Source organism: Ferruginibacter profundus, from assembly GCF_054783275.1.
Genome location: NZ_BAAGQW010000002.1, coordinates 2,068,659 through 2,093,656, shown reverse-complemented (window position 1 = coordinate 2,093,656; position 24,998 = coordinate 2,068,659). Strand labels below are relative to the sequence as shown.

The window sequence follows — 24,998 nt, the reverse complement described above, 5'->3', positions numbered from 1 at the left end:
CTATAATAATCGCAAAATCATCATTTTAGGTTGCCCGTTACAAACCTGTAACCTGTTTAAATAAATACCAATGCGTGCGCCTGATTTGCCTGGTTAATACCAGGCTAAGGAAATACACCAAAAAAGAAGCAAAAAATATGAGCCATACATTACTAAAAAGCAAATTGCCGAGTACCCCGGCAGTAATGGCACAAAGCAATGGCATTACTGTGCCGCCAATGGTGGCATGATATTGCTTAAACCCGGATTGTTTATAAAACAACCCGGATTGAACAATAATTGAAACCAGGTAGGCAATAGCAGCACCTTCGGCGCTGAAAAAAGGAATTAAAGCAATGGTGCCCGTTAAATTAACTACGAAGCAAATGAGAAAAATATAAAAGATTCTTTTTAAATGCCCCTGTGCAAAACTTATCGTCCAGAAAAAATTAATGAAATATAAAAACGGCAGGCAAAGGGAGAGAATAAGTATGGTTTGTTTATTTACCGCACCGTATTTATTATGGGTAATAAGGTCAATCACCGGCACCCATAAAATATTCAATGCCAGGCCTGCCCCGCAGGCAATAATAATTTCGTAACGCAATAAAACAAACAACTCACTCATTTTTTTATCTGTAATGGCCACTGCAGGGTTGAATATTTTTGTAAATCGTGGAATTAACAATGGCGCAATGATCAATAGTGGTAGCGTGGATACTTCAAAAACCTTGTAGGCAAAACTGTAATTGGCCAGTATAATATTGGATGCCATTAAACCCAGGAATATCCAGTCAAGCCTTGCCATGGCCGAAGTAAATATGGCAACTCCCAGCTGCGGCAGCGATTCTTTAAGTAATGCTTTGTAAATGGGAGTACTCCATTGCAGGGATAAAGGAATTTTTAAATAATATTTTGTAAGCAGCAGGCAAAGTAATAATTCTGCCACATCACCCGCAATAAAGATCGCAATAATGACTTCAATAGTAAGCTGATGAGTAAAAGCCAATACCACTAAAGACAGGCTGCGTAAGATATTGGAGCAAATAGCCATGTACAGTAAAGCCCTGAACTTTTCTAAACCGGTAGCCAATTGTTTAAAAGGGGTTGAAAAAAAGATCATCAGTTTTCCGATGGCGATCAATAATAAAAACTGGTGTGTTTGAAAGAACTGCGAAAAGAAAAAATTACAGCTCAACAATAAAATGTACATGATCAATCCCGAAACAACAACATGCATTACATAAGCTGAAATTGTTAGCCGTATATCTTTTCCCGATGCAATTTTTTTTACTGATACCTGGTCAATGCCAAAAGAAAGAATATTGAATGTGGTAAGCAACACTGCCAGCGACCAGTTGATTTCTCCAAAATCATTTTTATCAAGCCAGGCAGAAAGAATATAAAAAATAGCAAGGCCGCACAACTGGTTGATGACTACCTGAAGTAAGTTGGCTGAGATATCATGAAGGAATTTCCTTTTCATTGTTGTAGTGGTAATACCAGCTGTAATGTATAAAGTTATTTAATTGCGGTGATATTTATTTTGCAATTACACTGGCAACCATTGTATTATTTACTGCGATAAGTACTACAATCAAAAACCTATAATGTATGTACAAAATCATTTCACTTTTTTCAATACTCATCAGTACCGCTGTATTGGCACAGGAAGATTCTGCGGTAACCAAACTCATGAATTCGATGGACGGTAAGCAACAGCCTGCAGGCGAACCTACTAAAGTTTTCTATTCTCAAAAATTAATTAATGCCAATACAGTTGAAGTATTGCATAAAGGTATTCTTGAATTTAAAGTGGTGCATAATTTTGGCGATGCCGCCGGCACTAATGGGGGGATAAAAAGATTTTTTGGTTTAGACAATGCTGCGGATGTAAAGATCGCTTTCCAGGCAGGGCTTTCTGATAAACTGAATGTATTTTTTTCCAGAACCAAAGGCGGCGGTAACCTGGGGCAATTAATTGAAACCGGTTTAAAATACCAGTTTGTAAAACAAATGGAAAACGATCCCAAACATCCCGTATCAATTACCGTATTTGCAAATATTGTAGCTTGTACAATGGCTGCCGATACTAATAACAGCGCCGGACTGCTGGCCATAAAAGAAAATCATTTTGCTGATTTCTCCGACCGACTGAGCCAGGTAGTGCAACTGATGGTAGCAAGAAAATTTGGTAACATCAGCCTGCAATTGAATCCAACTTATGTGCACACCAACTATGTAGTAACCAACGATCAGAAAGGTATGTTTGCATTGGGTGGCGGTATTCGCCTTCCGTTAAGTAAAAAGTTTGTTTTGGTAGGCGATTATTTTCATCCCTTCCGTTCTGCATCTTCTGAAGCTGCATTGAAAAAACAATACGCAGGTTTGTATGATGCCAGCCGCTATGATGCATTTGGTATTGGTGTTGAAATTGTTACCCCGGGACATTTATTTCATTTAAATTTTACCAACGCCACTAATATTTTAGAAAACAGGTTTATTCCAAGAACATTCAGCTCATGGGGCAAAGGCCAATACCGCTGGGGTTTTACGATGGCAAGAAATTTTGTTTTGTTCCGTGATAAAAAGAAGAAATAGGAGGTAGAGTTAATACAACTTAAAACAGGAATTACACTTTTGCTTTCGTCATGTTTAATAAATAAAAAGGCTTCTTTTAAATAAGAAGCCTTTTATTATAAAGATAAGTGTATAATAATTATTTCTTTTTTGCAAAAGGTTTTATTGCGGCAGTAATTAATAAACCGGTACTGTTTAATTTTATTTCTCCTGCCCCGATACCTTTTAAAGGTATTTTTATATAAGGCTCGGCAATAAAAGAAACACGGTTGTTTAGTTTATATTGATAACCACCGGAAATAGTAAGTACCGAAAAATAATGTTTGTTCTGGTTATTAATAGTTTTTTCGTAACTATAAGTTTGTCCTGTGGGTGTTTGGTAACGATAATCATAAGATTCGCTCTTCATTAATAAAGAAGAAAGGCCCATACCAGCTAACCAGTTATGGTTTTTTGCCTGTCCGAAGCTATAATATACACTAACCGGGATTTCAAAAATTTTACAATCGGCTCCAATCTCCTTCAGGTTGGGAGGTGCCCCGTAACCGGAAAATTTATATTGATAGGGCGTGGCAGAATATATTTTTTTAGAAACATAAAATCCTGAACTTACTACAACATGTTTACCTATGGCGTAGCTTAAGCCGGCACCATAAGCAGGCTTAAGTTTTCCGGCATTGTTTAATTCTATAAAGCTCAGATCTCCGCCGGCAGATATTGTCAGGGCTATTTTATCGGTAAAGCTTTTCCTGTTTTTCTTTGCAGCATTGGTTGCGGTCTTGTTTTTTTCGTCAGCAACAGTTTTCTCTGCTTCAGGTTTTGCTTTGGCTGCTGTATCTGCTTTTGTACTTTCTGTATCCTTTTTATCTGCCGTTGTATTTAGATCATTGGCAGCAATAGCATCAGTCTTTACGGTTGCAGGTAACCCGGCAGGAGCATCAGCTTTGTTCGCAGTCAATTCATCTTTCTGAGTTTGTAAATCATCATTGTCCTCCGCAACACCAGGCTTTTTAACGCTTATAGCAGACCGTCCTTTTTGATGATAAACATTCTTTTTTGCAGTCACGTATTGTTGTGCAGCATTATTATTACTATTGCCGGCAACTGGTACCTGTGCAATCTTTTTTTGCACGCTGGTTGTAACGGTAGTATTTGTAATTATGCCTGTTGCTGTACCAGGTATTGTATTGGATTGTTGATTGGCAACACCATTATCCGGTGCTGTGGTACCCGCCGCCTGGTTACCCGGTATATTGGATGTTGCAGCCGTTGTTTTATCAACAGGTCCTTTTTCTTCACTGGTATTAGTAGTTGTGGCCGCACTATTATTTTTGTCAGCATTTTGAATGGCAAAAAATACAGCACTGCCCAGCAATAAGAACGCCAGCCAGAAAATAACAGGCTTCTTCCTGTCCTTTTTTTGCGGCAGGTGTTTATCCAGCAATACCTCCATCTTTCCCCATGCCTCATCGTCATAAGGAGGATGATGTTGATTGGCAGCATCTCTCACCACTTTATCTATTTCTTCATCAGGCATTTTGTGCTATTGAAATTTTATTTTGATTGAACAATATTTTCTGTAATTGCTTTCTTGCTTTGGCAAGATTTGATTTTGACGTACCGATAGAAATGCCCAGTTGCCCTGCAATTTCCTCGTGGCTAAACCCTTCTACTATAAAAAGGTTCAGCACAGTGCGGTACCCCGGCGAAAGATCCTGGATAAAACGTATGATTTCATCATAGGAAATTTTTTCAAAAGCACTTTCTTCCTGTACCGGCAAATGTACCACGGCAGTTTCAAGCTCTATTACATTCTGGTGTTTATTATTTTTTCTGAAATGATCAATGGCGGTATATACCATAATTTTCCTCAACCAGCCTTTAAACGAACTTACCACATCGGTATAGGCAGGTTTAAACTGGTGTATCTCCTTAAAAATTTTCAGGAAGCCGTCATTTAATATTTCGGAGGCATCTTCATCCCTGCTGGTGTAGCGGTCGCATATAGACATAGCATATCCGTAGAAAGAGTTATAAAGTTTTTTTTGGCTCTCTCTCTGGTTAAGGGCGCAGCCCCTTATCTGAAGATTTAGTTCGTCGGCAGTTAACAAAAATGATTTTTTAAAAGCTTAAATAGTATATCGTAAAAGCCTGTAGTAAGGTTGCCTCCCGCAAAAGATACTTTTTTTTTATTCCCTGTGCAAGATTTTAATAAAATAACGAAACTGAAACAGCCCGTAAACAGGCACTTTTTGCTAATCCTATAATAATCAGGTACTACTTATGGCCATAGTCATTAATAAGTAGTAATTGTCTGTAAAACAATGCAGTAAACACCCTAAGTACAATTACGAATACGAAATATGCCAAAAAATTAAATCTATTTTGTTTGATTTATCTGCACAATAAAAAGCTTTGATTAAACGATTTATATAAGTGCTTTAGTAAATCAAAGTATCCAACTGAAAACAACCCAACAAGAATGAGATTAATCCGTAATGCAATGGCAGTGTTGCCGGTCTTATTGCTCATGGCAAACACATCTTCTCCACTTATTGGAAAAACAATCGCAGATAAGCCTGTTAATACCGCAAAGCCGGTAATAACACCCGCTGCTGATTATTACACAGCGTGGAATTTAAATGCTGCAGGTATATCGCAGGAGGCTTTCAGCGAAGCTATAAAAGGATATACCTACCTGCAGGAAAAAAAATTATTAAATAATACCAACGTACTCACCATTGTTGATTACAGTAAACCATCTTCTCAAAAAAGATTGTTTGTACTGGATATGAATGAAGGGAAAATCTTATTCAACACATTGGTAGCGCACGGAAGAAATTCGGGACTGGAGTATGCCAGCAATTTTTCTAACGCAGAAGCATCTCATAAAACAAGTTTAGGTTTTTTTATTACCATGAATACATACACCGGTAACAACGGGTATTCATTAAAATTGCAGGGCTGCGAAAAAGGTATTAATGATAAAGCATTGGAAAGAGCTATCGTGGTGCATGGTGCAGATTACGCAGATGAAAATTTTTTACACAACAATGGTTACCTGGGACGAAGTTATGGCTGCCCCGCAATACCCGAAAAATTAAGTAAAAAAATTATCGACACAATAAAAAACGGCAGTTGTATGTTTTTGTATCACCCTACAAAAAAGTATAGCGCTGCTTCAAAAATACTAAACAGTTAAGCTTTTTTCATTCTACAGTTTAAAGTTTTTATTGTTAGGCACAACAGGAGAAAGATACCCTGCCGTATGGCGGGGATTCTTTTTTATAGTATGTTGTATTTCGTATTTTGAAAATATTTTTTCGAACCAACCAATGCCGAACGAATTGGTTAACTAAACTACTTAGAGAATAAATATCCCTGCAGCTAACTGGCATAGCACGCCAAAAAATAAACCCCAGTAAATTTCTTTGGAAGAATGATCGCTTACAATTAAACGGGAAGTACAAACAAGGCCGGCAATTAATAATGCCGCCGCCATTGGCCACCACATCCACATGGTATTATACAACATTATTATCAGGAATAAGCCCAGTAAACCTCCCATGCCCATGGCATGCATGCTGATCTTGAAATAAATATTAGACAATAAGCCAACTACCGTAGTTAAAAAAACGCCGGTCATAAATGAAGGTAATATCAGGGCCAGTTGCGGCTCTGTTTTAAAAAATACCCAGGCCGTCCAGAAATAAAAAATCATACTGGAGAGATACGGCCCTATCCTGTCTTGCTGGGTACGTAAAAAAACAGATTTAATAAAACCCAGGCCCTTCATCAGCAATAAAGCAAATGCAGGAAAAAAAATAGTATTCAGCCCCGTGGTAAGCAACAGCCTGTATTTTTCATACAATGTAAAACCGGCAAAATAAGAGGGATGAAAAAAAGCCAGGAAAGCAATAGCATACAAAGGCACAAACAAAGGATGAAAAACATAAGAAAAAAAATGCGCAACAATGTTGATCAGTAATGGCTGAGTATTTTTCTCTTCCTGCAGCGGCGCACCTGCTATCGGCAATTCACTATTCACCATTGACAATTGTTTTTATAATTCCTTTCTTAAACGGGCAACCGGAATATTCAGTTGCTCCCTGTATTTGGCAACAGTACGGCGTGCAATATTGTATCCTTTTTCCTGTAACAATTCAGTAAGGCGTTCGTCGCTTAAAGGATGTTTTTTACTTTCTTCTTCAATAAGGTCGCTCAATATCTTTTTTACTTCACGGGTGCTTACTTCTTCGCCACTTTCTGTTTGTAAACTTTCGCTGAAGAAAAATTTAAGGCGGTACGTACCAAATTCTGTTTGTACAAATTTACTGTTGGCCACACGGCTTACGGTGGAAATATCCAGGTTAGTGGCTTCGGCAATATATTTTAATATCATCGGCCGTAATTCCGTTTCATCGCCGGTAATAAAAAACTCACGCTGGTAATTCATTATGGCTTCCATGGTATTCAGCAAAGTATTCTGCCTTTGTTTAATAGCATCAATAAACCATTTGGCCGCATCAATTTTTTGTTTGATAAAGAATACCGCTTCTTTCTGCCGTTTATCTTTTTTACTGCCGCGTTCATAATCTTTCAGCATATCACGATACCCTTCGCTGATACGCAGATCGGGCGCATTTTTACTGTTCAATGTAAGTTCTAATTTACCGGCATTATTAAAAATAAAAAAGTCAGGAATCACATAACTCTCTCCCTTATTGGTTTCGCCGATATTACCCGCCGGTTTAGGATTTAATTTTACGATCTGCTTAATTACTTCCTTCAACTGCTCATCATTAATACTTAAGCCCCGCTGAATTTTTTCGTAATGTTTTTTGGTAAACTCATCAAAATATTTGTCCAGCACTTTCATGGATAGCTCCACATGTTTGCCTTCATCTAATTTTCTTTCTAATTGCAATAGCAAACACTCCTGCAGGTTACGGGCACAAATGCCCGGCGGGTCAAATTGTTGTATTTGTAAAACCAATTGCCCTATTTCTTCTTCGGTGGTAATTATATTTTGCCTGAAAGCCAGGTCATCTACAATAGAGGAAATATCCCTGCGTAAATAACCGTCATCATCCAAATTTCCAATGATCTGTTCGGCAATTTTTTGCTTGTGTTCATCAAGGTTAAGCTGGCCCAGTTGTTCCAGCATCAGCTCGTTAAAACCAACCTCTACTTTATGTGGTATCACTTTACCATCATCAATCTCGGGATAATTTTCGTCACGCAATTTATAATCACCCACTTCGTCATCGCCTTCATTTACATATTCGCTGATGTCTAAATTATCATAGTCATCTTCGCTGCCATCTGCTTCAAAATCATCCTCAGAATCCTTAAACTCGTCATTGGTTTCGTCGTATTCGTCTTTATGGTCTTCCTCGGCCTGCTCCAGCGCCGGATTTTCTTCCATTTCTTCTTTAATACGTTCTTCCAGAATGGCGGTAGGTACCTGCAGCAGCTTCATCAACTGAATTTGCTGAGGCGATAATTTTTGTAATTGTTTTTGGTATAATCCCTGACTTAAAGCCATAGTTCGATTTCCCTGGTTAAGGTTTAATAATTTTTATACCGGCATCAGTACCCAGCTTCCCGAAAACTTTAACGCTCTTATTGCCGTATTTATAAATTTTAAAGTGTAAATTTAATTACAAACTTAGTTTTAAAATGAAGGAAAAAGCTAAATTTTTATTTTTTTGCATGATTTTTGTGGGGGGAGGCGTCTTTGCACAACAAACAGCCCTGCATATTCCACCGTTCCGGGGTCATTTTTATAATGCTAATCAACCAGATACGCCTCGTATTTGCAACATCTCGCTGGTAAAATCAGGGAATAAATATTTTATCGGTTATCCCCCCAAAAATGCCTCAACACCCTTTAAAAACATAAGTTCTGCCGTTCAGCCGGTAATAACGGGTAATTTTTATACACAAAATTTCGGTTTCTTTTGTAAAAAAGAATTGCAGCTGGAAAAAGTAACCGGCATACCTTTTAAGTTCAGGCTTGGGAGTGTGCAGCAATGCGATTGGATGGAGGGAAAACCGAATGCGGGTATTAGGTAAATAAAAAACTGCGATAGTTTTATAACCACCGCAGTTTCATTTTTGGGCTTAATTCGTTTACGCATGCACCGCCTGTTCTCTCAACACCCTCTTAATCACTGCCACCATTTTTTCTCCTTTTTCTTTTACCTGTTCTTCCGTCCAGGTTAAGCTGATAGCAGTGGAAACGTTACGGCTGATGATAGCATCGCTGGCACTAAAATCTTTGTTGGCATGGAAGATCACTTTTTCTTTCAGTTCCGGGCTCAATGCATTTAATGTAATGGAATGCTTAAGGTGATCCCACACATTAATGTAGTGCCAGTTATGACGGAACCAATAAAAGTTGCCACCAAAGATTCCCTGTGCCTTCATTTCTGCCACAACAGCCTGCATAATTTCGGTTGTAGGTAAAAGCCAGTTTAAGAAGGTGCAGCTATCACCTTCTGCATCCGGTATTCTTCTGAAACTGATTTCAGGAACAGCAGCCAGTATATTTTTTAATGCGGCATGGTTTTTTTTCTGGATCGCTAAAAATTCAGGCAATCTTTTTATCTGGGCTAAACCTACTGCGGCATGCAATTCACTTATCCTGAAATTATAACCAATAAAGGGATGCGGTTCTGCACCACGGTCGTTGCCTTTATGGTCGTGCCCGTGATCGCTGTAACCATCGCACTTAATGTAAGTGTCTTCATTGTTGGTCATTACCACACCACCTTCGGCACAGGTAATGGTTTTTACAAAATCAAAACTAAAGGTACCGGCATCACCAATGGTGCCTAATTTTTTCCCTTTATAAGTGCCGCCAATTGCCTGGCAGGCATCTTCTAACAATAATAATGTATGTTCTTTACATATGGCCTGCAATGCATCCATATCTGCCATGCTGCCGCACATGTGTACGGGCATTACACATTTTGTTTTTGGTGTAATAGCAGCTTTCACTGCAGCAGGGTCTAACGTTAGCGTATCATCCACATCCACTAAAACAGGTACGGCACCCACACTTATTACTGCTTCAAAACTTGCCACAAATGTAAACGACGGCATTATCACTTCATCGCCATAGCCAACGCCTAATGCACTTAATGCAGTAGTTAATGCAGCAGTACCACTGCTTACCAGCTGTGCATGTTTGCTGCCAAAACTATTACAGATTTCCTGCTCCAGTTCTTTGGCTTTCCAGATGCCTTTGCGTGGGCCATCAAAGCCGTAGCGCATTAATATTCCTGTTTCCAGTACGTCGTTAACATGTTTGCGTTCTGCGTCGCTCCATAATTCAAAACCTGGCATAAAATATAATTGATAATGAGTAAATGAATAATTAATAATTGTCACGAAACGGACCTTATTATTACTCTGCAAAGGTAAAGTATTTAGAGAATGATTTTGATAGTTAAAATGCAGGCTAATTCAAATCTACTTGGCTTAAAATCACGTATTTTTGAAACTACTAAGTGATCCAATACATGCAAAAAAATATCCGTTTCATTGCTATCGACGACGACCTGGTGGATTTATTATTGTTAAAGGAATATGCTGCCGCTTTTCCTTTTCTTCAACACTGCGGCAGCTTTACTACTCCTGCCGAAGGCTTACTGGCTGTGGATACCCTAAAGCCAGACCTGGTTTTCCTGGATATTGAGATGCCTGAAAAAAACGGGGTGGAAATTTTAAGGCAGGTTAAAGAAAAAATACCCCTTGCAGTTTTCATCACTTCTCACCCCGAATTTGCTTTGGAAGGGTTTGAACTTTCTGCACTTGATTATGTATTAAAACCATTAACGGCAGAAAGGTTTGCCGCCACTGCAAAGCGTATTGAAGAATATTGGGGCATGAAACAAAAGGCCATTTCTTATGAAGTGCTTTTTGAAAATGAATCACTAACCATAAAAGAAGGGCATACACAAATAAAATTATCGCCTCTTGATATTATTTACCTGGAAGCCATGCAGGATTACACCAAAGTAGTAACAGAGAAAAAAAATTATCTGACGCTGACTACGTTAACTGATTTTATTGATAAATTAAAGGGTGATAATTTTTTAAGAGTACACCGCAGTTATGCTGTTTCTTTAAGAAAAATAAATGCTGTCAATTCTCATACTATTATTTGCGGCAATGCTACAATACCTGTTGGAAAAACTTATCGTTCGGTAGTTGGAAAACTAAAAATCTAAAAAGCATTATGCTTAAATTTATTTGCTGTTTGCTGATCGTCTTGTACAGCCAGCCGGCATTTTGCCAAACTCCGCCGCTCCCTAAGCTGGATCAATTTAAAACGCAAAAAGAAAAACTGGATACACTTAAAGGGTATTGTAAAGCTATATTGTACACAAGGGATTTTGATGCATTGCTTAATGCCACAGCAAAAGGCATAGCACTAAGTGAAAACAATTTTAGCTACCGTGCTTATTTTAATTATTTCAGGGGATATGCTTTTCAGGAACTAAAACAGTATGATAGTGCAGCCGCCAATACTTTACTGGCAGTAAATTTTTACGAAAAAGATGGTAACCTGAAAGGCGAAGCAGATGCTATGCGACGGTTACACTATATTTATTATTATGCCGGAAGAGGAGAAGAAAGAGTACCGATGATGAAAAAGGCGGTTGACATAGTGGACACCACTAAAAATGAAAAAGCCAAATCTGTACTTGTAGCAATGCTTGGCGAATACTATTTCGATCAGGGCTTGTATGAAAAAGCTATCGAATTTAAATTGAAATATATTGAAGTAGAAAAAAATAAAACACTACCCCTGGATGATCAAACAATGAATGATATTGCGGTAAGTAATTCACAAGTTGCAGAAACCTATATTCTTATCAGGCAACCAGCAAAAGCAGTACAATATTTAAACGAATCAAAATTATGGTACCGGGATTATTACCGTGGAGAAGCTTTATGTTATAGTAACTTAGTTACTGCTTTTATTGATTTGAACCAGCCTGATAGTGCGTTGGAAAATTATAAAAAATTATACAGGGTGATGAAACCCAATGATTCATTACCTGAAATTCTTACCAGTGCAAACGGCAGTTTAGCTAATTATTATATAGCGCAAAACAATATGCAGCAGGCTTTGTTTTTTGCAGATAAGGAATTTGCAGTTAGCCAAAAATCGAATGAGCCTATCGCTGTTATGGGCTCGCATGTAACATTGGGCAATGTGTTTTGTAAAATGGGCCAATTTGAAAAAGCAATTATGCATTTGAACATTGCAGAAGATAATTCTTATGCGTTTGGCAGGGAAAGCGTTGCTACAATACGATTACTGCAAGCTAAATCTTATGCAGGCCTGGGCAATTGGCAAAAGGCATATTTAAAGTATGATGCCTATACTATTTTACACGATAGCATAGTTGCAGAAAGCTCCACTAAAAATATTGCAGATGCTGAAGCAAAATTTCAAAACAAAGAAAAACAGCAACAGATAGAGAATAAAAACCTGCAATTAAAAGTTGAACGCAATAGAATATTGTGGCTGATTACAGGAGTTACATTACTTTTTCTTATAGCTATTTTATTACTGGCTATCAACCGCAATAAAAAGAAAACATCCACTATTCTTCAGAAAAAAAATGATACCCTTGCCAGGCTTAATAGTGAGCTGGAAGAAGCCAATCAAACCAAGGCAAAATTATTTGGCATCATCAGCCACGATCTGCGTAATCCTATCAACCAGGTATACCAGTTTTTAAAACTGCAACAACTTAATCCTACGTCATTAAGCGATCAGCAAAAAAATGAACTGAGTACTAAGATACAAACTGCTACAGGTTCATTATTGGAAACGATGGAAGATCTGCTGCTATGGAGTAAAACACAAATGAGCGAATTTAAAGTAAACATTCAGGCAGTACCGTTATTGCCGGTAATTGATTCCTGTAAAAATCTATTGCAATTGAACAGCGATGCAAAAAATATCCATTTTAAAAATTTGATCACAGATGACGTAATTGTAAATACTGACCCATATTATTTGCAAACGATCGTTCGCAATCTATTACAGAATGCTGTAAAGGCCTCGCCGGAAAACAGCGAGATAGAAATTGGTACAAAAGCTTTAGCCAATGGGGTGTCGCTGTATATTAAAAACCAGGGCACTACTTTTTCACAAGAACAGTACGAAAATATTTTAAACAGCGAAGAAGCTGTATTGAATTTAAATGGCCTGGGGCTGAGGTTGGTTGACGAACTGGCTAAAAAGATCAATGCCACCATTTTATTTAAGTCAGCAACAATAGGGACTTTTGCAGAAATACAATTAGTTGATAACTAACAAACCTGCTGTTGCGTACTTTCACCGATTATAAATATCCCTTCAACGGTTATCCCAAAAAAGCCTGAAACCCACTGCTATCTTTATGCTTTAAAAAAAAGCATTCAGATAATGAAAAAGATAACACTCCTTTTATTAACAGGTACTCTTTTGTTTACAGCCTGTAATAATAACACTCCTGCATCAAAAGAACTGACAAAAACAGAAAATAGCAGTGCTGCTGTCAACTATCCTTATGTAACAGCGAAAATAAACGGTGTACAATGGCAAAGTGTGCCCGGGGAAATATTGGCCACCTATGATACCTATGGTGATAAGCTACAAATTTTTACAAAAGATGAAAAAGGTAAAATGAATTTTTTATTGACGCTTGCACCGTTTACAAAGACCAATGCAGGCGCTTATAGTAGTGTAAAAGAAGGCGCCGGTGGTTATGGTATTAGCTTACTGGATGATGATAAAAACGATAGTATGGAAAACGATTACGATAATTTTCACCAGGGTGCTGTAGCTAATTGCATCACTATAACATCAATTAAAGATGTAGCCGATGGAAAAATAGTTGAAGGAATATTTGCATCGCCAATGAACGTAAGTAACAACTATGAGGCTAATAAAGATAAAGGCGTTGTAGTAACTGATGGCAGGTTTGCCATATTAGTAAAAAAATAAACCACTTATGAAAAACATTTTTGTATTGTTTACACTTTTTATTGCGACTTCAGATTTTGCTCAAAAAAGAATTGTAAGAAACTTACCACAAACTAATAGTAACAGTAATTTACTTGATGTAGCCGGATATAGAAAGGCACCGATACCTTTTGTACCTTTTACAGCAGGGCCGGATGCCGCAAGAAGAGGGTACAAAGCTGATAGCATTTATACCTGGACGGACCCTTCGGGTGTACATCACCGGGCGATGGGCTCACAGATATTACAACAGGTTAATGATGTGGAAAGATCACTTTGTGAAAGAGGGCACTCCTTCAGGGAACGCAATACATTTGATATGCTGAAGGTAACAGTTCCACAGGGTGTATTGATGAATGGTATTCCCGGTTTACCTGCCAATTTTATTTCTTCAAAAGGCAGAACTACTATGCAGATACCTGGAAAATTTGGGGGACTTAATAACAGGCTTGCATTTGGCGGTAATATATATCCTTACCTGGGTACGTTACAAAAAAGTGCCGAATTCCCCGGAATGATCGAAGATGTGCAGAGATTGAATCGACTGCCAAATGATGCATCCACTTTTTCTTTTCCATTGGTATTAGCTGCGCAGGGCGATGTGTTTAGTAAATTGGGTAGTTGCACAGTGGAGATTTATAATAATGCCGGTAAAACAGGCCCGCCGCTTTTTACTATTCCTGTGGACATAAAAAAGCCGGGTATTAGTTTAAGCTGGCTCAATGAAATTCAAAATAAATCGGAAAATACGCCTCCTGTAACAAGTGGTATGCAGCTTTATAACTACCAGCTTCAATTTAAAAACAGTGGTAATAAAATTCCTAACGCCACAAGAGATCATAATTACTATTACCTCAATTTTAAGTTCACCGGCACCGATGGTAAAGCAATCATCATGTCAGTACAAAATGAAGTAATACTGGATAATTCCTTAACACCACCATTGAATATTTCGGTATTTAAGGAAGATAAAATAAGCAGCTTCAATTTGGATGTAACAGATCCGGTAAAACATTGTTTTGGCTTTTATGCAAAGTCAAATGGATTTGTAGCTAAAACATCGTCAGAGCCTTTTGGATTTTACGGACAGAATAAAAAATCATCTTTTGATGCCAGCCTGAGCATTGGCGCCAGGTATTATAATTTTGAGCATTTAATAAACAGTAATGCTTCTTTAACCAAAGACCTTGAAATTGTAGGCTTTAGTTTTTCGGCAGCGCAAAATTATAACAGGCCCGATAAGGATAATATGCCGCCACCAATACGTATTCCTGGCAATCAGAATTTATTCAATCATCCCAATACCAAACTGGAGTTAAAAGTTTTAGGCGAATCGGTAGGTATTGGTGAAACAGCTATTACGCAGGAAGTTTTTAATCAACGTTTTTTTATTGGGCCGGTGCCGTGCAGGGCATCTATACGCCTGGAAGGGAAAGCAGGTATTACTGCTAATGGAACTTATGTACAAAACAGCTGCGACATGACTGGAAAGATTGAGCCCTATGCCGAAGTAAAAGTTGCAGGATCGGGCGGAGTAGATGCTTTTATTGCTTACGCTATTGTACAAGTGAATGTGACATTGCTAAAAGTTGCAATGCCAATAGCGTTTGAAATAGATAACCCGGGTAAAGCGGATCTCCAATCTTCCGTAACGGTAGAAGGTTTGTCAGGCACCGTAAATTTTAAAGCCGGCTTTTGTATACCCATTCCATTCTTTGATGATATCTGTAAAGATTTTACCGTAGAAATTTTTAAGTGGAGTGGTCTGAATGAAAAATATGTAATTGATAACAGCGGGATTAAATAAAAATATTTTATCCCGGATTTAAATTGGTCAACCCTGAAATTTTTGAAAAATGAAAGCGATAAAATCTGTAATGATAATATGCATCTGCTGTAGTTTGAGTACATATGCCACTGCACAATTAGGCGGTTGGATAAAACAAAAAAAAGAAGAAGCAAAGCAAAAAGTAAACACTAAAATAGATCAAAAAACAAGCGAAGGTATTGACAAGGCTGTTAATGCACCCGAAACTGCTGTTAAGAAGAAAGCAGAAAAAAAGAAGAATAAAAAAAATAGTGCAACAACACAAGCGGATACGGAAGTAACAAAAAATGAAATGGCCGTAAGCACTGATGAATTTATAATAGCAACAAATATTACCTGTGCAGCAGGGAAGTTGCAGATTGAAAATTTATTAAGAGATACGGAGGGAGTAAATAGCGCCAGTATAGATAGTGATAGCGGCAAACTATACCTTTCTGCCGGAGGTAATAAAGAAGTGTATGAAGCGGCAATAGCACTGATACGTAAAAACGGTTTTAGTGCTGATGGTAAAAAGCCAACAGTAAAAGTTAACGCTTGCAAATAAATCATATGAACAGAGTTATTTTCTCGCTGGCTGCTTTTGTTTTTTTGTTTTCAAAAAATTCTTTTTGTCAGGGCAAAATAGAAGGACTACCCATTTCTGTAAAAATAAATACAGCTGTGGCTTTTAGCGATGGCAGTGTGGAAATTGTTGGCGTAAGTAATAGTTTAGATAACGACCCCGGCCAGGTAATTATAGAAATAATAAAACCCAACGGTGGCACCGATAATTTTACCTGCAGGGCAGATAAACAAACCGGCGAATATTTTTTAAAGTATATGCCTAAAGATATGGGCGAATATAAAGTGATCGCTTATGCATCTGATAAAAAACAAACAGCTAATACTACATTTACCGTGCAGGCAGAGTTTGACGCAGACGAAGTGCTGGAAGGTTTTGACAACGTAAAAGATAAAGCAATGGTATCATTAGAGTGGGCTGTTAATGCAGCTGTTGCTGCCGATGCCAAACCAGAAGATATTGCGAAAACGAAACAGGAATTGCAAAAACTAAAAGTAAAAGCAAAAGAATTTGATGATGCCTTTGGTAAAATGAAAAAAGCACTAAAAGATTTGCAGGAGCTGTCAAAAAAATATCCTGAAATAAAATCAATAGCGGCGCCACAGCTGGGACAACTGGCCGGCAAGCTTAAAGAAAGTTCGGATGTATTAAAACAGGTAGAAAAGGACCTGGGTAAGAGTAAATCCACCGAGAGTGATATTTGTAACCGGTATTATAAAATAGCAGAAGGTTGCGCTTTATTTTCTACCACAATGAATTTTGCAAGCGGTGGTATTATCGCCATTGGCAAATCCATTTTTATTGATAAAGTATGGCCAAAAATTGAAGAAAAAATAGGCCCGAAAAAATTTACAGCAGGCGATAATTTTTTATTTACACAGGCTGGTAAAACCGGGCTTAGTGCATTGGATGATTTATCGTCTTTAAAAACAAAATCATTTGGTGCCGGTATGGCGGGCGACCTGGTGCAATTTATCAGCAACGAATTATTTAAAAAATATTGTACCGAATACAAAGGCCCGGTAAATGGCGATTATACATTGGAGTTTAAAAACAATGGTAAAATGTACCTGCGGTACAAACTTACTTACGAAGGAAAAATATCAGTGTATTGCAAAAAAGAAAAGCTTAACGGCACATTACCCAAACTGAGTGGCTACCTGGAAGGTAATGTAACCAAAATGGATTTTACCGATGATGTATGGGCAGTAGAAGATAAGTCGGATTGGGATGAAATAAAAAATCAACGAATAGCTGCTCCTGTATTGCCCGTTAGCACCAGTGAAAATGATCCCGGCTTTGGCGCTGCTGCCAGGACTGCTGTACCTGGCTCATTTTATTTTCCGTTGCAGGCGCAAATTGTACAAGGAAAAATGGTTATAAAACTAATGCCGGCCCTGAGCGATTTTACAGACGCATTTGCCAACAGAACCATCGTGGTAGTAAGAGAAAAGCAGGAGCCGCATGCTGTTAGTGGTGCAGTATTTCAATACCCGATTACAACGGCTCGTTTTATTTTAACAAGAAGTATGCGTATGCAGGATAATTCCCCCACGGTAACTATTGATATTAAAACCACTAATGGGGTAAGTACTTTGGCCGGTGATTATCACCGTACAGAAACACCCAACGATACTAAAGTAGATTTTAATATGAAAATAAAAATGAGCAATGAATAGGAAAATGCAATTATTGGCGGCCATTATTCTTTTGCTTACTGTAGATGCCACAGCACAAACTGGTAATAAAGTAAGGTTATCAAAAACGATGTATAAAGGAAATGATTTTAGCGAACTAATAGAGTACAGTTACAATGCAGATGGCACCATTAAAAAAATTGTACTATCGCAAAACGGTAAACTACATGCCACTACAGATAATTTTACATTCAACGAAAAAGGTTTGGTAACCAGTTATATAAATACTTTTAACCTGAATATATCACCACAAAAAACAACCATTTTGTATGATGAGAAAAATAGAGTCAGTTCGTTTAAAATTATAAAAACGAAAGACAATAAATCAGTTAAAACCAGGGTATATAGCTATAATGGCGATACGGTAAAAGTAACAGAACCTCAGAATTTATCGCAAACAATACTATACATATTTAACAGCGATAGCAATATTATAAAAATACAGGGACTAGGGTCGCCTTCGGTGGCATTTACCAACTTGTATGAAAAGTATGACAGTTATAAAAATCCCCAAACATTATCAGGCGGCTTTATTGACGAAAAGCCCGTTAGTAAAAACAACAGCCTTCAGGATAATTATGTAGGTATTTATGTAATGAACAAAAAAATTGAGTACCAAAAAACATTTGCAAGTCAGTATAAAGCCGGCGGAGCAAAAATACCCACGCAGTTAAAGAATGGCTTGCCTTTAAAAGAAACAGTTACCAGTTATGATAAAGCCTGCAATAAAGTTATGCCGGTATCTGTCACAATTTATCAATACATTAGTTTATAAAATGAAAGCAAAAAAACGCATTGGTATTATTATACTATTGTTACTGCTTATTGCAGCGGTTATGTATTTTTTATGTTGTAGAAAAAAAGAACCGGTGATTGCTTATAATTTACAGGGTACTACCACACTTAGTTACGGCGATATTAAATTAAGCATCTGGGATAATAATACCGAAGATGGCGATAGCGTAAAAGTATATTTAGATGATAGATTGATCAGGGATACGCTTGGTTTACTATATGAACCAGTGACATTGAATTTTGGAAAATTAACTAAAGGCCAGCATCTTTTAGGGGTGGTGGCTATAAACGAAGGCAGCACATCACCTGCCAGTGCTACCATCGGCTTAAGTAACGAAACTGAAAAACAAGAATTTGAAATGAATGCAACTAAAGATAGTGCGGCATCATGGAAAATTATAATCAAATAAAAATAAAAAAATGAAACAGATCATACTCAGCGTATTTGCAATAGCAGCTTTAGCAGCCTCATCATGCAACAGCAAAAAAACGGCAGAAAATAATAACACTGTTGTAGAAGCAACAGATAACCCAGCTGCCACGGTATTTACAGTTGATGGAAAGGAGTATAAAGGAAAAGTATCTACACAATATTTTGGCAGTAATAAAGAAACTGATAATTTTTCAATACTATGTCAGCAGGATGAGCCACTGGTTTTACTACAGGCAACATTTGCCAATGAAAAAGATGCCAGGTCAGGAACGGTACTTAAAGTTAAAGGCGGATCGTACAAAACAAATGTGGGCGAATTTGGTTTATCACTTACTATCGCCGGCCAGGAAAAGGAATTTATTGCAAATGAAAAATCTACCGGCACATTAAAAATTGAAGACCATAAAATGATTGTTACCGATATGAAATTATTTGACCAGGATGGCAAAGAGAAAGTGGTTAATGCGATAATTGCCTTTTAAAATATTTAGCTGTTATACATTTATTTGACGATCGGCGTTTTAGCCGGCTCCGCAAAATAATTTAATCTTAAACTATCACTCCAGCCATTAGGGTTTTTATCAAAAGTTTTACTGCTGAAGAAAATCATGCCTTGCACATTGGGTGTGCTGCGTAAAGCTTCAATCTGCCGGGGTAATTGTGTTTTATCTTTCCAGGCGGCATTACTGCCGGCACGGTAAATACCCAGGCCTATATAACAATTTTTTCCGTAAGTATGTTTGCTCCACCAATCTAATAATACTTCATAGGATGCCGCTTTGTGGCCAAATTCCCAATACAGTTGCGGTGTTACATAATCTATCCAGCCGTTTTTTAACCACAATAAAATGTCTGCATACAGGTCGTCGTAATTGGTTTGCCCTGCCCGGGTATCGCTTCCTTCGGGGTCTTTATCAATATTACGCCACACACCAAAAGGGCTGATACCAAACTGGCATTTTGGATTAATTTTTTTTATGGCCTTGCTCAGCATTAGAATGATAGAATCGGTATTGCTTCTTCTCCAGTCTTCTTTATTCATGCCATTACCATATTGCTGGTATTTTACATCATCCGGAAATTCTTTGCCTGCAATACGGTAGGGATAAAAATAATCATCAAAATGAATGGCATCCACTTCATAGCGGCTTACCACATCGGTTACCACGGCAGTTACATATTGCTGCACTTCCTTATTACCCGGATCAAAATAAGATTTATCGCCGTAGGTTAAAAACCAATCGGGATGCAACCTGGTGATATGCGTTGCGGAAATAGACGATTTATTAACATTAAATACTGCCCTGTACGGGTTCATCCATGCATGAAACTCCATACCCCGTTTATGCGTTTCTGCAATCATAAAAGCCAATGGATCGTAATAGGGAAAAGGTGGCTGGCCTTGTTTGCCGGTAAGCCATTCGCTCCAGGGCTCATAAGGCGAGGGATAAAAGGCATCCGTTGAAGGACGTACCTGTACCACCATGGCGTTCATGCCATTGGCTTTGTGCATGTCCAGCAATCTTATAAATTCTACTTTTTGAGAATCGGAACTTAAATTTTTATTGGAAGGCCAGTCGATATTATCAACCGTGGCCACCCATACGCCACGGAATTCAGGTTTGGATTGTGCCACTGCAGCAACAGGCAACAGGCACCGGGCAATAAGCAAACACGCTACGCAAAATTTCATCAATGGTATTTAATTCGGTTCACGGATCTTGTCTAACAGCTTGTTCAGCGCTTTGGCTTCAGTTTCTGAAAGATTACTGAGTACGCCGTCCATTTCATCCTGGTGACTGTCTAACCTGGCCAATAGTTTTTTGCCTTTATCTGTAATAGAAACATCCACCAAACGCTTATCTACTTTAGAAGTCACTTTTTTTACCAGCCCTTTCAGTATCAAACGATCTACAATACGGCTGGTATCGCTCATTTTATCCAGCATGCGCTGGCGTATCTGTAAAGTAGAAAGCGGTTGCCCTGCGCCACGTAAAATACGCAGTATATTAAACTGTTGCGATGTAAGGCCATGTTTTTCAAACATGTTCTTCATCTGTTCTGTCATCCAGTTAAAAGTGTAAATGATGTTGATGCCGGCTTTCTGATGTTCATTCCGGAATTTCGATTGGTTGATATCTTCCTGTATGCCCATAAATAGAATATTAATCTTTTTGCGTCTCTTCTATAGCTACTGCCTTTGCAGTAAATTCGTTGATGTAAATTTTTACCAAGATAATAAAATAGCTGATTAATAAGGGCCCGAAAATTACGCCCCAGAAACCAAATAAACCAATACCAATAATTACCCCAAAAATAGTAATTAAAGGATGTACATCTATTAATCTTTTAAGAATGGTTAGCCTGGCCACATAATCTGCATTGGTAATGATCACTACGGCAAAAATCAATAACCCGATGGCAGATCCGGTTTTATCAATAGAAAACAAATACAGGGTCAGGGGCAACCATATTACTGCTGTTCCTACAATGGGCACCATAGAAAAAACACCCGTTAAAAAGCCCCACAATCCCCAGTCTTTTACACCAAAAATACTATAGCCGATAGCTGCAATGATACCCTGAATAATAGCCAGTACAGGAATACCGATTGCATTGGCCTTGATCATGTTCCTGGTTTCACTGCTCAGCAGGTTAATATTTTCTTCTTTAAGCGGAATAAAATTATGGAGAAACTTTTCTACCAGGCGGCCGTTTTTTAATAAAAAATACAGCACAAAAAACATGATGGCAAAATTGCTAATGATATTGGCTGAGCTATTTAATATAGTAGGAACAATGGCTGTTGCCTTTTTTTGAAAAGCAGCCAGGTTTTCATCCGTCAATAATTCAATACCGGTAAGATCGTGAATTTTAACCCCCACAATTTTTGCATCCTTCATCAACTCCACCGGGTTGGTTAACACAGCCGATACTTTATTGGTTAATAATGTTACAGAAAAGTAAATGGGAATGGCAATTACAATAAGGCTTCCCAAAACAAATAATAAAGTGGTCCAGGTTTTATTCCACCTTTTTATAATAGTCAGCTTATTATACGGCTCACGAAAAAGTATATACAACGTAAGGGCACCTAAAAAGCCCGGTAAAAAAACATACAGCTGCGTAAGCAACAAAATTGCCAGCAGTATTATGATCAATAACAGTATGATCTGCCTTAACCGGTTATTAAATACTGATGCCTCCATAGAAAAATAAAAATTTTAAATTAAAAGATATCAATCCTTCCAGACAGAAGCACCTTCGCTGCAATTGGCACAAATATCGATATTCTTACGGCTTTTCATCAGTTCCTTCCGGAACTGCTTATAATTATCATTGTGCCAGATCTCTTTAAACGATTGATTTTTTAAATTGCCTAACTGGTGCATGGCATCTTTGTCAAAGCAACAAGGTACCACCAAACCATCCCAGGTAATTACATTGGCATGCTGCAATTTCCAGCAACGGTTGGCTAATTTATTTTTAGCGGTATAGGAACCGTCTGCATTTTTTTTATAGCGGCTAAACTTATCTGTTGTGGGAATAAGATTATTGGGATCAGTTGCATAATCATACACCTGTGCTGTTTTAAAACGCACTTCATCCACGCCTACCTCTTTGGCTAAACGTTTGATATCTTCTACCTGGTGCTCATTAGGTTTTACTACTAAAAATTGAAAGAATACAAATGGCGTTTTACTGTTCAATTCTTTTTTCCATTTTACAATATTCCTGGCACCTTCAATCACTTTATCCAGGTGGCCGCCCACACGGTATTGCTGGTACACATCCTGCGTGGTACCGTCAATAGAAATAATTAAACGATCTAAACCGCTTTCCACCGTTCGTTTGGCATTGGCATCGTTTAAATAATGGGCATTGGTAGAAGTGGCGGTGTATATTCCTTTTGAAGCAGCATATTTCACCATCTCCAAAAAATCAGGATTTAAATACGGCTCGCCCTGGAAATAAAAAATGAGGTACAATAATTCTTTATAAATATCATCAATTGTATCCCTGAAAAAATCTTTTTGCAACATGCCGGTAGGCCGGGTAAACTGGCGTAATCCGCTGGGGCACTCAGGGCAGCGCAGGTTGCAGCTGGTAGTAGGCTCAAACGAGATGGAAACAGGGTAACCCCATTGCACCGGTTTGTTCAGTAAACGGCTGATATAAAAACTGCTCAGCACTTTAATGCCGTTTAAAAAACGCCTTGGGGTAAGCTTACTTAATAAATTGGTACTATCGTTCCAGTTGAACTGAGGCATGTGCAAAGGTACGTTGAATGAGAGTTATTTGTTGAGTACAACCCCTTTAATATCTGCTTGTTTAATAAACCCGGTATATCTTGAATCCAGGGCATTATGCCTGTTATCGCCTAAAACAAAATAACTGCCTGCCGGAATAGTGAGTGGCCCGAAATTATCGGCCGTCCAGCCTGAATTTTTATCCAGCCATTTAAAAATATTATTGCTGGTATCACTTTCAATATATAGATGAAGTTTTATTTTAGATTGGTATTTTTTAACCTGGTTTTTATCCAATGCAATTAATACGGAATCGGGGTTACTAAACATTGAACGGTAATTATCCTCTCTGGCTTTATCTTCATCTTCAATAATGGTATCCAGTTCTTTTGTACTTACAGGGTACTGATTTTTTAAATTTAATTCCTCATCAAAATTTTTTCCGCCAACAAATAAAACAGCATTTTTCATTTCAAGTACATCGCCCGGCATGCCACAAAGCCTTTGTAAATAATGTGTGCCGGGTTTAACATCCTGCATATAAGTAGCATTTAAAGAATCTTCGTATTGGCTTGTAAAAACAATAAACTTGCCTGCAACAGGAGTTTTCAGGTTACTCACAAAAATATGTTCACCCACTTTAATGCCAGGTTCATTCGACGGTGTGGGAATTACATAATACTGTAACATGCCAGTCATTCTTGCCACTATCCACAATACAAACACAGCTCCCACAAAAATCCCCGATCCGATAAGTACTTTTTTCATATTGTAATTTAAAAAGAAAAGCCGGTACAAAAGTACCGGCTGATTATTTTACTAAAAGTTATTTTTTATTAATGATTATCAGAAGTGGATTCTTCATCCAGCTCTTCCGTCATATTCTGCTCCAGTTTATCAGCTTTAACTACAATGGGTTTAAAGCAAAGGGTATTGTTGGCAAACTTGTCGTAGTTATTAAATATCACGTTCAGTGCTATAAAATTCATCACATAACTCCTGGTTTCTGCAGGCAGATAACTTTTTACGTCCCAGAAATCAGGATTGTCTTTACCGGTTTTTTTCATGGCTTCCCAAACATTACCCACACCGCAATTGTAGCTGGCTACCACCAGCAGGTAATCATTATCCAGGTTACGGCAACGGTCTCTTAAATAACGGGCAGCTGTATAAGTTGATTTGTCAAAATTTTTACGCTCATCTTTTACAGTAACCGGCCTGAATTTTTTATGCTCTTTTTTAGCAAGGGCTTTTGCTAATTTCAATTCTCTTTTCTTTTCTGCAGCACTCATCTGCCGTGCATATTTTAACCCATACTCTTTGGCTACCTCATCCATTATTTGCCAGTAACCTACGGCGCCGGCTCTTGAAACAGCGTTACCGTTAAAAGCACTTTCTAATGCCAGTAAAACTTTAAATTCATTGGGTATATTATGTTTGCTTAAAATGGCTGCAGCTTTTGGAAAGAATTTTTTGCCTTTATTATAAGTACGTATCAGGTATTCCCTTCTGTTGGTAGAAAATTTTTCAATATAATCAAGCGACTGTTCTTCATTACCACACAACAGGTCGGGATATACAACATTGGCTGGCTTGATTACTATATTGGCAGCTTCTTTTTTACTGAGTTTGGCCAATAATTGTTTTTTAGTACTGTCTTTTTTTACCTGTGCGCCGGCAGGTAAAACAACTAAACTAATAAGAGCAAAAAGTGCACTGCAACTGTTACGAACGAAATGTTGTCTTTTTATCATAGTTGAAAATAATTGGGGACTGGTTACGTTACTAAAACGGGAATAGTTAAAACGATTTGATAAAACCTTTATTGCGCCTTCACAA

At 37.9% G+C, this 24,998-nt stretch carries 23 protein-coding genes; 11 read left to right on the top strand and 12 right to left on the bottom strand.

What is annotated here, in order from left to right; genetic code table 11:
* Positions 1 to 37 precede the first annotated feature (37 nt).
* Entirely contained in the window at positions 38 to 1,465 is a 1,428-nt protein-coding gene (locus tag ACYVM0_RS19060) for an oligosaccharide flippase family protein (protein WP_460559633.1), read from the bottom strand.
* A 128-nt stretch (positions 1,466 to 1,593) separates the two neighbouring features.
* Between ACYVM0_RS19060 and ACYVM0_RS19055 the strand changes: the two genes are divergently transcribed.
* The gene (locus ACYVM0_RS19055; protein ID WP_460559631.1) at positions 1,594 to 2,580 is read left to right on the top strand and encodes a DUF5777 family beta-barrel protein; all 987 of its coding nucleotides are present in this window, start codon (positions 1,594 to 1,596) and stop codon (positions 2,578 to 2,580) included.
* Between the two features lie 118 nt (positions 2,581 to 2,698).
* Here ACYVM0_RS19055 and ACYVM0_RS19050 read toward each other — a convergent pair whose 3' ends face one another.
* On the bottom strand, positions 2,699 to 4,096 hold the full coding sequence (locus ACYVM0_RS19050) for a DUF5585 domain-containing protein (RefSeq protein WP_460559629.1): 1,398 nt from the start codon (positions 4,094 to 4,096) through the stop codon (positions 2,699 to 2,701).
* Positions 4,089 to 4,670, bottom strand: coding sequence for an RNA polymerase sigma factor (locus ACYVM0_RS19045; protein ID WP_460559627.1), 582 nt, complete (start codon positions 4,668 to 4,670; stop codon positions 4,089 to 4,091). Before ACYVM0_RS19045 ends, ACYVM0_RS19050 begins: the two co-directional genes overlap by 8 nt.
* A 371-nt stretch (positions 4,671 to 5,041) precedes the next feature.
* Between ACYVM0_RS19045 and ACYVM0_RS19040 the strand changes: the two genes are divergently transcribed.
* Positions 5,042 to 5,761: a murein L,D-transpeptidase catalytic domain family protein gene (locus ACYVM0_RS19040; protein ID WP_460559626.1), complete on the top strand. Its 720-nt coding sequence runs from the start codon at positions 5,042 to 5,044 to the stop codon at positions 5,759 to 5,761.
* A gap of 162 nt (positions 5,762 to 5,923) precedes the next feature.
* Here ACYVM0_RS19040 and ACYVM0_RS19035 read toward each other — a convergent pair whose 3' ends face one another.
* The 3 genes from ACYVM0_RS19035 to ACYVM0_RS19025 all read right to left on the bottom strand — a co-directional run bounded on the left by ACYVM0_RS19035 (position 5,924) and on the right by ACYVM0_RS19025 (position 9,912).
* A complete protein-coding gene (locus tag ACYVM0_RS19035; RefSeq protein WP_460559625.1) occupies positions 5,924 to 6,610 on the bottom strand; it encodes a hypothetical protein in 687 nt (228 codons plus the stop codon).
* 12 nt (positions 6,611 to 6,622) lie between these two features.
* Complete coding sequence (gene rpoN, locus ACYVM0_RS19030; RefSeq protein ID WP_460559623.1) at positions 6,623 to 8,107, bottom strand: RNA polymerase factor sigma-54; 1,485 nt, start codon at positions 8,105 to 8,107, stop codon at positions 6,623 to 6,625.
* 587 nt (positions 8,108 to 8,694) lie between these two features.
* Positions 8,695 to 9,912, bottom strand: a complete 1,218-nt coding sequence (locus ACYVM0_RS19025) for a DegT/DnrJ/EryC1/StrS family aminotransferase (RefSeq protein WP_460559622.1) — start codon at positions 9,910 to 9,912, stop codon at positions 8,695 to 8,697.
* A gap of 176 nt (positions 9,913 to 10,088) precedes the next feature.
* Between ACYVM0_RS19025 and ACYVM0_RS19020 the strand changes: the two genes are divergently transcribed.
* The 9 genes from ACYVM0_RS19020 (at position 10,089) to ACYVM0_RS18980 (ending at position 19,391) form a co-directional block, all read left to right on the top strand.
* Positions 10,089 to 10,799, top strand: coding sequence for a LytR/AlgR family response regulator transcription factor (locus ACYVM0_RS19020; protein WP_460559621.1), 711 nt, complete (start codon positions 10,089 to 10,091; stop codon positions 10,797 to 10,799).
* Between the two features lie 8 nt (positions 10,800 to 10,807).
* Positions 10,808 to 12,904, top strand: a complete 2,097-nt coding sequence (locus tag ACYVM0_RS19015) for a tetratricopeptide repeat-containing sensor histidine kinase (protein ID WP_460559620.1) — start codon at positions 10,808 to 10,810, stop codon at positions 12,902 to 12,904.
* A gap of 111 nt (positions 12,905 to 13,015) precedes the next feature.
* Positions 13,016 to 13,576, top strand: coding sequence for a hypothetical protein (locus ACYVM0_RS19010; RefSeq protein WP_460559619.1), 561 nt, complete (start codon positions 13,016 to 13,018; stop codon positions 13,574 to 13,576).
* A 7-nt stretch (positions 13,577 to 13,583) separates the two neighbouring features.
* Positions 13,584 to 15,401: a hypothetical protein gene (locus tag ACYVM0_RS19005; protein ID WP_460559617.1), complete on the top strand. Its 1,818-nt coding sequence runs from the start codon at positions 13,584 to 13,586 to the stop codon at positions 15,399 to 15,401.
* 49 nt (positions 15,402 to 15,450) lie between these two features.
* On the top strand, positions 15,451 to 15,966 hold the full coding sequence (locus tag ACYVM0_RS19000) for a hypothetical protein (protein ID WP_460559615.1): 516 nt from the start codon (positions 15,451 to 15,453) through the stop codon (positions 15,964 to 15,966).
* Between the two features lie 5 nt (positions 15,967 to 15,971).
* Positions 15,972 to 17,663 carry a hypothetical protein gene (locus ACYVM0_RS18995; protein ID WP_460559613.1) on the top strand — a complete coding sequence of 564 codons (1,692 nt, stop codon included), beginning with the start codon at positions 15,972 to 15,974 and terminating at the stop codon, positions 17,661 to 17,663.
* Positions 17,656 to 18,456, top strand: coding sequence for a hypothetical protein (locus tag ACYVM0_RS18990; RefSeq protein ID WP_460559611.1), 801 nt, complete (start codon positions 17,656 to 17,658; stop codon positions 18,454 to 18,456). Before ACYVM0_RS18995 ends, ACYVM0_RS18990 begins: the two co-directional genes overlap by 8 nt.
* A 1-nt stretch (position 18,457) precedes the next feature.
* Entirely contained in the window at positions 18,458 to 18,886 is a 429-nt protein-coding gene (locus tag ACYVM0_RS18985; protein ID WP_460559610.1) for a hypothetical protein, read from the top strand.
* A 10-nt stretch (positions 18,887 to 18,896) separates the two neighbouring features.
* Positions 18,897 to 19,391 carry a hypothetical protein gene (locus tag ACYVM0_RS18980; protein ID WP_460559608.1) on the top strand — a complete coding sequence of 165 codons (495 nt, stop codon included), beginning with the start codon at positions 18,897 to 18,899 and terminating at the stop codon, positions 19,389 to 19,391.
* Between the two features lie 20 nt (positions 19,392 to 19,411).
* On the opposite strand, the gene ACYVM0_RS18975 is transcribed toward ACYVM0_RS18980, so the two are convergent.
* The 6 genes from ACYVM0_RS18975 to ACYVM0_RS18950 all read right to left on the bottom strand — a co-directional run bounded on the left by ACYVM0_RS18975 (position 19,412) and on the right by ACYVM0_RS18950 (position 24,913).
* Positions 19,412 to 20,602: a glycoside hydrolase family 10 protein gene (locus tag ACYVM0_RS18975; RefSeq protein WP_460559606.1), complete on the bottom strand. Its 1,191-nt coding sequence runs from the start codon at positions 20,600 to 20,602 to the stop codon at positions 19,412 to 19,414.
* Positions 20,603 to 20,611: 9 nt separating this feature from the next.
* Entirely contained in the window at positions 20,612 to 21,064 is a 453-nt protein-coding gene (locus tag ACYVM0_RS18970; RefSeq protein ID WP_460559604.1) for a MarR family winged helix-turn-helix transcriptional regulator, read from the bottom strand.
* 10 nt (positions 21,065 to 21,074) lie between these two features.
* Positions 21,075 to 22,118 (bottom strand): AI-2E family transporter, encoded by a 1,044-nt coding sequence (locus ACYVM0_RS18965; protein ID WP_460559602.1) that lies wholly within the window; start codon positions 22,116 to 22,118, stop codon positions 21,075 to 21,077.
* A 30-nt stretch (positions 22,119 to 22,148) separates the two neighbouring features.
* Positions 22,149 to 23,180 (bottom strand): radical SAM/SPASM domain-containing protein, encoded by a 1,032-nt coding sequence (locus ACYVM0_RS18960; RefSeq protein ID WP_460559600.1) that lies wholly within the window; start codon positions 23,178 to 23,180, stop codon positions 22,149 to 22,151.
* Positions 23,181 to 23,204: 24 nt separating this feature from the next.
* Positions 23,205 to 23,927 carry a S26 family signal peptidase gene (gene lepB, locus ACYVM0_RS18955; RefSeq protein WP_460559598.1) on the bottom strand — a complete coding sequence of 241 codons (723 nt, stop codon included), beginning with the start codon at positions 23,925 to 23,927 and terminating at the stop codon, positions 23,205 to 23,207.
* Between the two features lie 68 nt (positions 23,928 to 23,995).
* Positions 23,996 to 24,913: a lytic transglycosylase domain-containing protein gene (locus tag ACYVM0_RS18950; RefSeq protein WP_460559596.1), complete on the bottom strand. Its 918-nt coding sequence runs from the start codon at positions 24,911 to 24,913 to the stop codon at positions 23,996 to 23,998.
* Positions 24,914 to 24,998: the final 85 nt, after the last annotated feature.